At 35.9% G+C, this 13,565-nt stretch carries 8 protein-coding genes and 2 pseudogenes; all 10 read right to left on the reverse strand.

The genetic code is table 11. The features are described from left to right. Positions 1-367: 367 nt before the first annotated feature. Positions 368-1,555, reverse strand: coding sequence for a clostripain-related cysteine peptidase (locus tag N5O98_RS25960; protein WP_008771494.1), 1,188 nt, complete (start codon positions 1,553-1,555; stop codon positions 368-370). A gap of 399 nt (positions 1,556-1,954) precedes the next feature. Beyond that, positions 1,955-2,971, reverse strand: a complete 1,017-nt coding sequence (locus N5O98_RS25965; RefSeq protein WP_004313753.1) for a hypothetical protein — start codon at positions 2,969-2,971, stop codon at positions 1,955-1,957. Positions 2,972-3,006: 35 nt separating this feature from the next. Next, complete coding sequence (locus N5O98_RS25970; RefSeq protein WP_004318683.1) at positions 3,007-5,346, reverse strand: TonB-dependent receptor; 2,340 nt, start codon at positions 5,344-5,346, stop codon at positions 3,007-3,009. A 73-nt stretch (positions 5,347-5,419) separates the two neighbouring features. Beyond that, the gene (locus tag N5O98_RS25975) at positions 5,420-5,785 is read right to left on the reverse strand and encodes a hypothetical protein (RefSeq protein WP_008017067.1); all 366 of its coding nucleotides are present in this window, start codon (positions 5,783-5,785) and stop codon (positions 5,420-5,422) included. A 286-nt stretch (positions 5,786-6,071) separates the two neighbouring features. Further along, positions 6,072-6,371: pseudogene (locus N5O98_RS25980) on the reverse strand (hypothetical protein); the annotation flags it as partial. A gap of 204 nt (positions 6,372-6,575) precedes the next feature. Next, positions 6,576-7,979: a hypothetical protein gene (locus N5O98_RS25985; RefSeq protein WP_004318688.1), complete on the reverse strand. Its 1,404-nt coding sequence runs from the start codon at positions 7,977-7,979 to the stop codon at positions 6,576-6,578. Continuing rightward, a complete protein-coding gene (locus tag N5O98_RS25990) occupies positions 7,979-8,416 on the reverse strand; it encodes a copper resistance protein NlpE (RefSeq protein ID WP_004318689.1) in 438 nt (145 codons plus the stop codon). Before N5O98_RS25990 ends, N5O98_RS25985 begins: the two co-directional genes overlap by 1 nt. A gap of 151 nt (positions 8,417-8,567) precedes the next feature. After that, the gene (locus N5O98_RS25995; RefSeq protein ID WP_004318691.1) at positions 8,568-9,152 is read right to left on the reverse strand and encodes a pilus assembly protein N-terminal domain-containing protein; all 585 of its coding nucleotides are present in this window, start codon (positions 9,150-9,152) and stop codon (positions 8,568-8,570) included. A gap of 2,787 nt (positions 9,153-11,939) precedes the next feature. Continuing rightward, on the reverse strand, positions 11,940-12,881 hold the full coding sequence (locus N5O98_RS26000) for a SecDF P1 head subdomain-containing protein (RefSeq protein ID WP_004311519.1): 942 nt from the start codon (positions 12,879-12,881) through the stop codon (positions 11,940-11,942). 299 nt (positions 12,882-13,180) lie between these two features. After that, positions 13,181-13,565, reverse strand: a pseudogene (locus N5O98_RS26005) (hypothetical protein); the annotation flags it as partial.

Genomic DNA, 13,565 nt, shown 5'->3' on the forward strand with positions numbered 1-13,565 from the left:
ATTGCTAATGCACTATCCGGGTTGTTCTGCATTAGCTTTTCAGCCTCACTAAGGCGAGGGGTCTGTTCCCTGTTATAACAACCTGTAAAATAGAGAATAGCTGATAGTCCAATTATAATTTTATATTTCATATTGCGAATATTAGGAGTAACAAACACATTTCGATGCGGAAAGCTTTTATTAGAAGAAATATAATTATTATTACATTCTTTGTATCTCAACAGAAACCATAAATACTTTTTTTGCATGATTCCCTGCATGATAGTTCTCAATTCCTATATATACCATTTCCAAAAACAGACAATAACCAAAAAGTTATAAAATATGCAGGCTTGGGAGTTTAGTATTCTTCATCTTATTATCAACTTTAATTATGCGCTGCTTTATACCATAATGTATTTTCTTTCAGCACAGTCATAGGATTGTCACTCGGATCGGATGTTGTTATACCGGAAAATGTATTGATAGGAATAATACCTTTGGCCATAGTGTAGAAATTTTTTGTATGGGTTTTATATGGAACAAGATGATTTAGCTGCTCTCTAAATTGGTTTAATAATATAGGATCGTTACAGAGTGAGGTTATATAATCTGCAAAATCATAAAATATTACAGGAGTATAACCATCTAAACGTTGGATTGTTCCCCTCAGGGATTTGTCAAAAGAATATTTACTATTGATACTTTTTATGATGGCTGCCATATTCTCCAGTTCTGAACAGTCCGTTACTGCTAATGTCCCACAAGGCATTATTTCATAGGTTGAATAAAAATTGTAAAATTCTTCACATCCCGATTGATAATCGGGATTCCCCAGTAAATATTCCCCAATAGCGGCATAAGGCATTCCGTATGCCATCATCTCACTGGTAGAACCAATCAAATATTTTGTAACATCCTTTAATTCATAGGCAACCTCTATAGATGACATATAACAGTCATCAAATAGAATATATTCCATTTTCATGCCTGCATTAGCAATACCGGAGGCTAGAGATTTTATATCTGTTTGGTATTCGGCGGTCAGTCCTCCAAAATAACGTGTCAATGGAACACCCTGATATTCCCAATGCATTTTCATGTGAGGTGCGGAACGCACTTTCATCTCATAAACAGGAAGCCATCCCATACCGTGACATCCTATAATCATGGTATAAACAGAAGCCGGAGCAAATGCCTTTACATCATTTAAAATTGCTGTTATCCCATCGATTGTCGTAAAAGGCGGAGACTTATATTTTTTAAGTATTTCACGTTTACATCTCCCGTGAGAAGACACAATTTCAAACATCATGGCCTCCGTACTACCGGTAGAAATAAAAACAATTACTTTCTCATTGTTCAGCCCTATTTTCGTTATACATTTTTCCAGGTCAGATATGTTATTATAAAAATAGTTCGTCAAATTTGAGGACCATGGCAAATACATGAATAATGTTTTCCGGTTGGCTTCTATCTTTTGATTTTCCTCCTTCTCGCATGAAGAAAAAAGTAAAATTCCTCCCAATAAAAAGATAATGCTAACCTTTACGTAGATTTTTTTCGTTGTTTTCATCCTGCAAATTGTCCAATAACTCATTATTACTTTTTTATTATAGCCTTCCATTGTAAAATCTCTATTTTATCTTAAATGTGAATTGTAAATAACCATTTCCTGATATTCATAGAATCAAATCCTCTTATAATCTTACAATATTATGACTCATTATCTCACAATATATTGAATATTCTAATAAACAGCATGAATTTAATCGTTTATAACACGAGATGATTTTCTTTTCAATGCCCTATGGCAGTTCTCATTGGAGACACTGCCGAATGGCACTTGTTTCCGTTTCATTCTTGCAAAAAAAGATGAAACGGTTTAACAGGAACAACTGCCTGTTGAAACAATACCGGCACCAATGTCACAACAGGCAGTTTTATGGTTACTTATGGCAGTCCAAACCGATTTTCAAAGCCAAATCGCTCCGGCTTCCACATCCCCTGACTTATAAGTGTAAATTATAAACTCTTCAAGCGCTTCTTTCCATGTAAGATTGAAGGTTCCCATAATTGAATGTATGGCACGATTACTTTTTTCATCAAGCCCGTCTTCTTCCACCCCTTCGGGGTTCGTGTCTTCGTCTACCCCCACAGTCTCTTCACGGCTCCAGAACACCACTACCGGAATGTTTAGGTTGATATCCCATGTACCACGCTGGATCAATATTCCGGAAGGTTTATAGAACGGATCAAAAGTACCTGTTTCCGGATTGCCCTTGGATTTGTAGCCGTGATAAAGACGAATTTTCAGGTCGAATTCCTTACGGTCTTTCAAAAAACGGATAACTCCTTTCAAACCTATCGGGTTACTGTCTCCTGTTATTTCAGCTTCCTTGCTATGTTTGGTCTTGTCCCAGGGGGTAGTGTCCACATAAAGATAATCCACCAATTTCTGCGGTTCATTGTCATCGGCTTCCGGCTGACCGTCAAATGTGGGTTTTACATTTTCAGGCGTGAAGAAATGTTGATGAATATTATCCTGCCCGTTTTCTATAAACTGGCTGTTCATCAAATCTCCTTTGGCGTTATAGTAATAGATGAACATCAAATAAACGGGAGCCGGGGTGTATTTCCCATAAGTATAGTAGTCTCCATTTTTCTGCACGTAGAACTTGCTTTGACTGCCTTCGGCAAGCCTCCAACCCTTGCCGGCTTTCAGCTCATAAGTTATTTCCTGAATACGTTTCATGTGCTTGGCCGGAGATTCCGGATTCTGGTGAGGTCCACCGACTTTCTGTATTTCATTCCAGTCTGCATGCAGGTGACATTCCACAAGACGGATAGTCATTTTGGAAGGATCTTCATGCAATTTATTATCTGTCTCATTTTCAGGAATTACAGGATCTTTACTGCATGAATTGAACAACAACGAAAGAGCTGTTCCTATCAGGAACATCAATGCGATTTTACATACATTTGTTTTCATTTTTTATTTATTTGGTTAATAATAATTGTTATAAATCAAAAACTCCAGTTCACTACACAACGTACATCAGATCCCATGTCATGTGCATAGTAGCGTGAACGGTTAGTGTATTCTTTATATTCTTTGTTCAAGATATTGTCTGCCGCTATCATGAATTGTAGTTTGTATCCGTATTTTACAGGACACTCAAAGCTAGCAGCGAACCCCAAGAGGTGGTATGCCGGAGGGGTATAGGGAATAAGATCCGTATTCGAGTCAAACCGGGTCTGTTTTGCCACGAATCGATGTCTGATACTCAAACGTAATTTGGAATGCGATTTGGTTTCGTGAAGCCATGAGAGGTCATGGCTGAAACGGGAAGAGGGGATATAAGGAAGGTAATTTCCTGTCGTCTGTTCATTTGCCCGTATAAAAGAAGCAATCAGGTGATAATCCCATGAATTTATGGGCATGAAGTGAAAGTCAAAATCCATTCCGCGAAAGAAAGCCGGGGTCTGTTTGTATTGGAATACAGGGTATACCCCCGAAATAACAGTGATGGTTTCTTTCTTCGGTTCATCATAGATATAGCCGCTTATCCATTGCAGGTAACCGTCCATTCGGGCACTGAATACCTTATTGCTGTAACTGATGGAAGATATCCATTTATAGCTCCTTTCGGAGTGCATGGTAGAATCTCCTTTGACAAACATTCCGGATCCGAGTTCATTTCCGTTGCTATATAATTCATACACGTGAGGAGCTCTCCAGGCCAGCCCGAAATTAGTGGTGAGCTTCCATTGGTCAGAGAAATGATGATGACCTCCCAGACTGTATGATACGTTATTGAACTTTCTTGTTCCTCCATAGAGACTTCCTGTCCAGTCATAACCACTGGCACGGGTTTCCTGTCCGTCAAAACGAATACCTGCTTCAATTCCTCCTTTACTGTAATTATACTTCCCGATACCATATATTCCCATCTGTGTCTCCGTATAGTTGGGAATAACGGGAACAATACCTGTTCCTGCCTGACTGTGATTATCAATGAACATAATTTGTCCCCCAACCTCTGTTTGCCATGAATTATAATTCAATTTCCAGCAGAGAGAGTTTTGTAATGAGTTTAAGTGCAGGGAAACAGCTGGAATGTCGGAACCCAGACGCCGGATGCGGTTTTCCTGTCGGTCGTCCTTCTGCCAGGAACTTTGCCAGTAAAGATTTCCTGCGTTCCGCATACTGAACTTCATTTTACCAATGGCTGTCTGATGGGTAACTTTTTGATATGGGTATGCGATACTTCGCGTGAAAGGATCTGTGTACAGGGGACGTCCCAATCGGATACGTTCTGCCAGCAGATCTTCACTTCCCATCTGGGCACTGAACATTACTCCCGTCCGGTTGTAAAAGTGACTGTAGAATCCTTCTATTCTTAAACGTCCACGGTCATAGCCGAGTAAAGCGGAGGTATGATGTTCTCTGGCTCCAGTGTTATTTAGAAGATAGTTTGCGGTGGAACGGTCTCCGGAATTTGAATATGTCCCCTGTACTCGCCAGGCAAGGTCACGGAGAAAAGGGAAAGTGCCTTCCAACTGTCCGGTCAGCACATAACGGTGACCATTACTTCCATAAAGTATGGAAGTCTTTCCTTTCAAGGCCTTCTTCCGGAAGGGTAAGGGAGCCTGTTCCATGACAATAATTCCTCCCAAAGCTTCTGAACCATATCGTACCGCGTCAGAACCTTTTATCACCCGAATGGAAGCGTTTCCGTTCATATCCACTTCAGGAGCATGATCAACTCCCCATTGTTGGCCTGTCTGGCGGGAACCATTGTTTATGATTAATATCCGGTTGCCATACATTCCTTGGATGACAGGTTTGGCAACTGTCGTCCCCGTACTGATGGAACTTACGCCACTGACCTGTTCAAGCAGAGAGGTGAGAGAAGTTCCCAATGCGCGATTGATTGCGAAGGAAGTAAGGTTGTTGCTTACCGTATTCCGAGTCACTCCGGAGCACTCACCGGTAATAATGACTTCTTCCAGAATTTTTATCTCCGGATAAAGATATACTGTTTGAATATTCACCTTTTTGAATGCCTCACTCAAATATATATATTGAGATTTGTAGCCCAAACTCTGTACAAGAACTGTATCCTTGGAATTTGTCTTCCAAGGGATAATGATTCTTCCTCCGGTTGAACTGGCAAGGGGTTGATTCTCCAATAAGATGTAAGCTCCTTCAATCGGACGTCCGGTTTCCTTATCTACAACCAACAGTGTCCTATGTGTATCTGATTGCTGTCGGTATTTCTGTGCATACATCCTTGTAGGAGATATTGCACACAGCCAGACAATGAATAGACACACATATTGGAAATATGCATGAAATGTCATACTTTACGAAAATTGTAATGAAGTTATAAATTGTTTAAGATAACCAAAGGGCACAGCATCCCTCTTTCACATGTCATCTTATAATGCATGCAACCCATGAGAGGGATTGTAATAGTTGGACAGGAGGAGCGCGGAGAGACAATAGGGGAAAAGTAACAGTAATGTCCTTCTCCTTTTGGATAAGATATTCAACGGGGTTCTCTGTCTGAACGCAATTGTACTCAAAGCTCTCGGCTTCGGTAAATGAAGATAAAGTGAACAGGCAGATAGCACATTTATCGGCAGAATCATGATGGGAAGATTGTTGCTCATCATGAGATATACATAAATCTTCTTTGTGAACATGAAAGGCTTTCACAAAGAAGAAAGGCATCATAGTCAGCAACAATAAGCATGCCACTATGGCTCTGTATTTCCGCTTTTTTCTTGCATTATCCATTAGGTTGTAAAGATAGCAGATTGCATAATTGTACGCAATACCTATAAATGATGATTTTACGATCAAGTACGATTAAATATATTGTCCCGATTATTTTGATATGGGAATCAAATAAATCGACACATCGTTACCGGCTGTATGATAACAGGCTATAATAAATCTTCCTATTTTTATTCCTGTTCATATTGGAGGGCCTGTGTAAGATGCCCCCTAAAACCAAAATGATTCTTCTCCCAGAAAATATTCAGTAATGATCTCTTGATAAGTTTTGACCGATGAGCATTATTATTTTAAAATCAAGTACTTCGATTCTCATATAATTGTTTTTAAATTCGTTTAAAATTGAACGGTGTCCAATTGTTACGATAATACTTCAGTTCACGTTGATATTTCGAGGACGCAAAGTACGGCTCATTCCCAAAGCATAAGAGAAAGGATTGATGTCGAAATCGCGTTCAAATGTTCCGGTTACCATATTCTTTCTTTGCGGAAGTGTACCTGGAAAGTTTTGGTTACGCCAATTTCCTTGTACAGATATGCCAGCTTTTATCTTGTCTTCATTCCAATAGAAAGATTTTTTTATATTTATTGGTCGAGAGAGGCTACTACTACCCTCCTGAAGTTAGTAAACGGAATCATTTTTTACTTCCTCTTTTTTTCTTATTGTTGTGCATTAATAAATAAAGCTCTTGCAAGAAAAAAAAGGAATATTTTTGTCTTAGATATCATTGTGAATTTCAATTTAAATATAAACACAATATTGGACCGGATCAATTTGTCACAAATCATTTTATAACGAAGAAGGTATGTGTATGGACATATTAAAAAGAATAGCGTCACTCGTCAATACCAAATCATTAGCACCAATCATTTGAAAAACAATATACAAAAAACGCTTTCCGCCAATCTCCTTTAATTGGGCGGAGTTAAGTTCAAATCTTACATTATCCAAATATATATCCTTTACAGAAGAAAAGAGACCATTCAAGACGTTCTTGCTCCATTTATTCTTTTCCCATTGCAATGAATCATGATCCTTAATTACAAATTCCACATACTGTATCCATCTATCTATAGAATTGGAAAACTTATTTTTCACATCACCATAATTACTATTCTTAAGTTTATTTTTCACAAACTCATGCAAATCCGGTGTTGAGTAGGCTATCAACTCATTCTTCAATTCACTTAAGGGTTTAAAACCGGTGAATATTTTATCAAATTCTGCAAGCAACAAGCCACCATTACCCTTTGCATACATGCTTAAATGTAGTGTAAGCATGTTGCCTGTGTCGCTTTTTTCTTTCAGAGTTGTACTGATTTCCACAGCATACGCACTTTCATCATATGAAAAAATGTGACCATTAAATAGAGATGGATTTTCATATATCCCTCTCATATACTTCTGTTTTATAAAATCTGTATTTACAGTAACCTTTCCTTCATAATATTTATTCTTGTCAAACAGAAGTGATATTCTTTTTTTAGACCTACTATTATTGTACCTAAGATAGAAAGAAAGCTGATTTTGCTCATATTTTATATCTTCAAGAACCGTCTTCTCAAGATCTTCCAGAGTAAAAAGATATTTTTCTCCCCCTACATTTATAGAATAAAAGTCCACTAACCGGCCTAAATTCTCAATTGTAAACATGTTCACTTTATGTAATCTGTAAAAGCTATCAAAATCAAGCTTTGCATAATAATCAGCATTTGCTTTCCACTCAGCTTGTGCACCATTAACCATTTGATAATCGTCAGGTTTGCTCACAAAGCCGGTAAAAGTGAATTCATTCTTAAAAGGTGAACCATTTACCGTGCCTGTAACATATAGCACAAATGAGCCTTTTTGATAATCTTTCCTTTTCACTACAGCCTCAGTTATTTTTATCATTTTCCCGTTTATCTGCAGCGTCTCTTTCTGTGCTTCAACAAGTCCTAACGCAACATTTATATCTCTAGACATATCAAATCTAAAATAAGCTGCAACATCCTCTTTAGCCACAGCGGGAACTGATCCGGATTGTTCACTATGAGATTCTTCCTGTTGCCTGGGATGTCGATTCCGGGATTCAATCGGATCATTCTCACCACAAGCAACTAATAACATTATACAGACAAGAAATAATAGGCACCTTTTTATGTTAAAATTTCCTACCTTAAACAAATCACATGTCCTATCACACATAAACATTACTGTCTTTTCAATATATATTGTGCTGCGAGCCGCCCGCTATTGTTGAAGATTTCCGTACTGTCAGACAAGACCACTGCGTCGTCGAGAACTTTATAATATGTTTTGGCACCCGATGAAGGAGTAACCAGTTCAATGATGTTTTCGCCTATCATATTATATACACCGCTCTCTTCAAAAATACCATTCTCCTCACCCAGATACTCACTCCGCAAATCATAAGTTGCATCACTATTAATTTTCAATGTCGTTTTGATGCCACCACAGTCGGCACAAGGTAATATGCCTTCATAGGTGCCATAACAATCTTTGTTTTTGCTATCCACTACTCCGGCAGCACTATTTTCTTGTTGTTTATATTTCTTCCCAGATCCAACACAGCCTGATGTTACTATTATCATGGCTGCTACCAATAAATGCAATTTAATCAATTTCATAATTTAAAATATTTAACATATAATTTGAGGTTAATTATAACTCGCAAGATCATTATATACAAAGACTTATTGTAAATGCATAGCAGTATATAACGAAATTATCTTCGTCTCACTCGCTATGCATTACAATAAAATTAGAAAAAAAAGAAAACTATTTAACCGTCACATTGATAGTTCCCGTTTTCTTATCCTTATCTGTAACTGTAATAGTAGTTTTTCCTGCCTTAACTCCTCTTATGTTGACTTTATTTTCCTTGACTGATACCGTAGCAATATTGACATCTTTCGCAACGGCAGAATATGGCTGTGCACCACCTTTTACTGTTACTATACCATCTTTTCCAACACTCACAGTAATAGATTGTTTATCAAAATCCAGTCCTTTTGGAGTTTTTGGGGTCTCTTTTACAGTTCTTACAGTTACAGCAACTTTTCCTGTAACTCCCTTCCGGTCCGTAATAGTTATCATTGCTGAACCATCTTTTACACCGGTAATTACAATCGCATTTTTATCTGATTTCGCAACTGCGATTTTTGCATCACTTGATTTCGTCGTATATGGTGCAGTACCATTACTAACAGACACAGTAACCGTTTTACCAACTGCAACTTCTACTTTATTAGGACTGATTTTTAAATTGGGCTTATCATCATCCTTATCACATGATACCAATACAAAAGAAGTTAAGCAACAAATCACTAATGCCATCGATTTTAAAAAAGGTTTAGTTTTCATTTTTGATAAATTTAAATTAATAGATAAAATGCTAATGAGTACTCATAAATAAAAAAGTCAGATTTTTCTTACTTTTTCTTTGCCAGCAAAAATAATAAAGCGAAATTGTATTTGAATTATAAAATGATTTTAAAAATCTAACACCTCAATTCATATACATCTAACAATCAACACCTTAGTGTTATGAAACATTATTTTATCTCACATTGAACTAACATCTGTTCGAAAAGCATAAAAAAACAATATTATTCCAATATCAAACTTAAAAAAATATGTTTCACATTGCTAATTCTGATTATATGGTCAATCTTCATAATAGAGTGATACACTATTATAACACCGACTGTTACAGTATCCCTAACAGTGTTTGAAAAAGACCCTTTTTATGATATTTCACAAATACCATATATTCCCTATAATATTATTCTTAATTAGTGAATGAGCCATTCAAAGTAAAAATTGAATGTATTTTTAGCATATTCTATAAAAATCAAGAAAGGATGGCCAATTCAAAAAGTATTTTATCCAACAAACGGAACATTCTTTTTACAAGTTGAAGGTGGTATCACTCAACTATAATTGTGGATGATCAAAAACGTGTGTTCAAACCATACACAATAAATCTTCTATAGCACAAGATTTCTTGAACAGCAAGAGATAGGTACTCGCAAGTCCACGACAAAACGTTTTCCGAGGGGATACTGACGAACTTAAGGATATTGAAATGAGGTACCATACAAAAGTCGGTTGTTGTCACCAATATTATCTTAAAATAACTCATCTACAAAAGCTATGTGTTGTGACATCGTATTGTTAAAAAAACATTGTCATAAACGTCTGACGTCTCTTGATAGATTTACTTTTAGAGGGTATCATATAGCTATCTTCCATATCGTTTCGAGTCGCTTTCTGTACTCATTTGATATCATTCAGGCCATACTCTTGAACATTCACTCATGCAATAGGGGCACTTAAGTTCTAATAAATAGATTATCTCGCTAGCAGTCTCATCTCTCACCACACAGCTAGATTTATTATAAAGTTAAATTCAATGCTCGTGCAAACGGCTGTTTGTTCTGATTTAATGTACTCTTTGTTTGAAGGCACAAAGATATAATGAGTATCTAATATTCAAATAAACTTTGTTTTAAGACTTTTTATGACACAAACAAATACGAATGATTTGAAAAATAAATTGATTCTCTTTCATAAGATGTTCTTTCCTATAAGTTAATAAAAAAAACACTTTATATAATTTTTTTTCTCTTCATTTTTTCGAAAAGCCCCAGTCTTCCATTTTTTATAGAATATCATTTACATATTCCTATTTTTTCCATCCATGCATTATATACCTCATTTTTAGGTGAAGTTCACCCACTCTCTCCTCTTATTTTAGTCAGATTATGCTGCCGTTCTTTTTTTTTCTTCGTGACCTTTTCAATCATACATACCGCATTGAACGTATGTACTCCAAAGAAAATCCAAAATATTTCCACTTCCCTGTTTCTGGCTTTTTATTCTGGTCTGTAAATAATATTATTTCTACATTTTAAAACTTCCTTTCAATCTGGTAGCACTTTCATGGCTGAGTTCTGACCATCAAATCTTACGAAATGGAGCAATTTAGATAGCTCAGACCTTGTACTTAAAGAAGTGTTTTGTAAAACTTTTTAAATTGATATTATTAGTGTAGCTTGAATCCGCAGCAAGTACCTTAATCCTAACTTTGATCAGTTGTTGTAAATGAATACAGTCTTTCAAATGTATTACTTCGTTAAAAGCCGTAAAGGAGATATGTTCTATAAAGGAGATTTCATCTATCTGTATACTGTTGACTTTGCCTCCGAATTAAACGGATTTGTTTTTTCTTGCCTTAATAATAGTCTGGAGGGACTAAATATTAAGGAAATTTGCTAATTACTGACGAATCACATTAACGATTTAGGATTGGTTAGTGAATGAAGAGGGGCAATCTGAACACCACTAAATAACTGGTAACGAATATTACTAGTTAAATATTTAATCAGTTATGAATATGAAAAGTTGATATAGGACTTCAAGACTACCAAGGCCATTTTATTTTCAGGAGAAAAAAATAACTTTTACCCCCCCAAAAAAAGGAGAGGATGTCAAGCATCTGTTGGGTTATTCCCAAGAAAGTGAACAGAGTATGGAAGCTGCTGATTTATTCGTTACAACTTTGACGATAATTTTTAAGCATATCGAGCGGTGTAAAATCTACCTAAACAAAACACGATTTCTTTTATATCTTTATCGTGTATTTTTATTTTAGATTTTCATCGGTTGGATTTAACCGATTGAAGAATAAACTTTTAGCAGAGTATTTGAGAAATAGAGGTAACGAATTAGCAACCGTGCAAATTTCAGCGATTTGCGGTGCTATGTTGTCAAATAACTCTTTGTAAATACAAATAAAATATTTAGTACAATTTTGAAGACATCATTAATAACCTTATTTATATCCATACACCTTTGGTTTGTTTCCCTATATTTATTGATAATCTTTTATTCACATATTTGGTAAATATTTCAATCTACGTAGATTTTATAACTAATAGAGTATAAACAATACAAGCTATTCCAACAAATAAAGCTACGGCAGAGCATTTGGTAAATATTGTATCTTTATTTTTAATACCATACATAAGCCCAATAATAGCACATAAAGGAATACCGACAGGAATAATCGTCAGAAACCAAATGAGTATTTTATGATACCCATTGCTGTTAATACTTTGTTTTTCAAATTACTCATAGCTACCATTCTCATTGCTTGTTACTCTTCGCATCTCTTTCTTTATTCATCAACCGCCAAATAGCTTTCTGATATTTCAACTTGGCGAACATCTCGTCATCTTGGTTATCTATCTTTAAGGTCATTACCCGAATACTTGGGGCAGTGGGATATCGGCTTCTCACTATATCATCCACTAGAAACCCGCATAGTCCGGTAGCCGGTTCTGTAAACAAGAAACCTTGAAACATGAGATTAATATAGTCTGCATTTTCGCAAAGATACGCCTTGTACCTCTTATATGTATCCAACTTCATATAATCTTCTGCACGGCTGCTGAAATTTGGCTTGGCAATTTCTTCGCATAAGGCAGATTCTAATTTGCTGTAGGTGGCAGTATCTAAATCTCCCCACCAATAATGATCTTCGGGATTGACCGACATATCCACCCATTCAGAAGCCTCCCAGTAGTCTATCGCAAACACAATTGAATCGGCTTTCTCTTTGGATGAGTAATAGATGGAATCTTTCTCCCAACCTTTGAATATACTTTCAATAGAATCTATTTTCTCTTTCCTAATTTTATTATATATGTTTTTTAAATCGTAGCCATGAGGTAACGATATTTGAAAAACACCGTTTTCAATTCTTGCATTCACCTTTGGATTTGTGATTACCGTATCGTCAAGTACAAAAGCTATATGTTTGCCAATTGCCTTTTCTGTTTCTTTTGCCCATTTTTTTAGTTTATGCTTGCTTATTTGCCCCACAATTACGCATGTCCCATTTTCATCAGAATCCATTCGTAACGAAACAAAATCTTTTACTGTTACAATAGACTCTTTAGCAATACTGTCTTTTTGCTGTGATAGGATGTGATACCATCCATTCTCATAGTGGGTTTTATGTATTTGATTACAGGAAGCGAAATAAGCAATTAAAATAAGTATTCCGAATAAATTCTTTTTTTGCATGTTCTTATATAATAAAAAAATAAACTGTTATCTGTTCCTGAATTGTATCCGTCAGATATATTTAAAGCATTATGTTTCAAATTAGCTACTTCTCCAAATATATAAGCAAAAGTAGATTGTTTGCCTTTTTAAGAAGACTGTTCAAATCTGTTTTGATATTGTTTTTCTTGATCACAACTTATAAGATGGATTGTGTATAGTTATTTCATCTCGCCAAGCATATTCCTTGTTTTATCCATATAATTACTGAAATGCGCCTTTACCTGTCAAAAATATATTACCGTAAATAATGTACCGTTTTATCCCAAAAGATTTAAAAACAGTTCTTTATTTACTATTTTTGCAGATTTGATACGTGATTTGAGCCGTGATTTTCGAGCATATACGTTAGCCACCGTATCCTTCATGAATAAGCTAATTACTTGTGGTGAGAATCCTACAAAAATATAGCATAACAGCCTGGTGTCAGAAGTTTTCATGGTCGGAAAATCTTCCTTGAGCTTGTACATGGCATTGTCATGACAAGTGTTTACGATTTTTTCCAATTCTTGCAGTATTTCATTGCTTTCTGCAAAATCTGTAATTATCTGCTTTACTTCATTAAATATGACTGACTGTTGCGATGTTGTATTTTCACGTTCATAGTAGGTCTTTCCAAGTTTATCGACAATGTCAAAGCGTGAA

It is taken from the genome of Bacteroides sp. LFL-34 (genome assembly GCF_027257075.1).
GTDB lineage: Bacteria > Bacteroidota > Bacteroidia > Bacteroidales > Bacteroidaceae > Bacteroides > Bacteroides ovatus.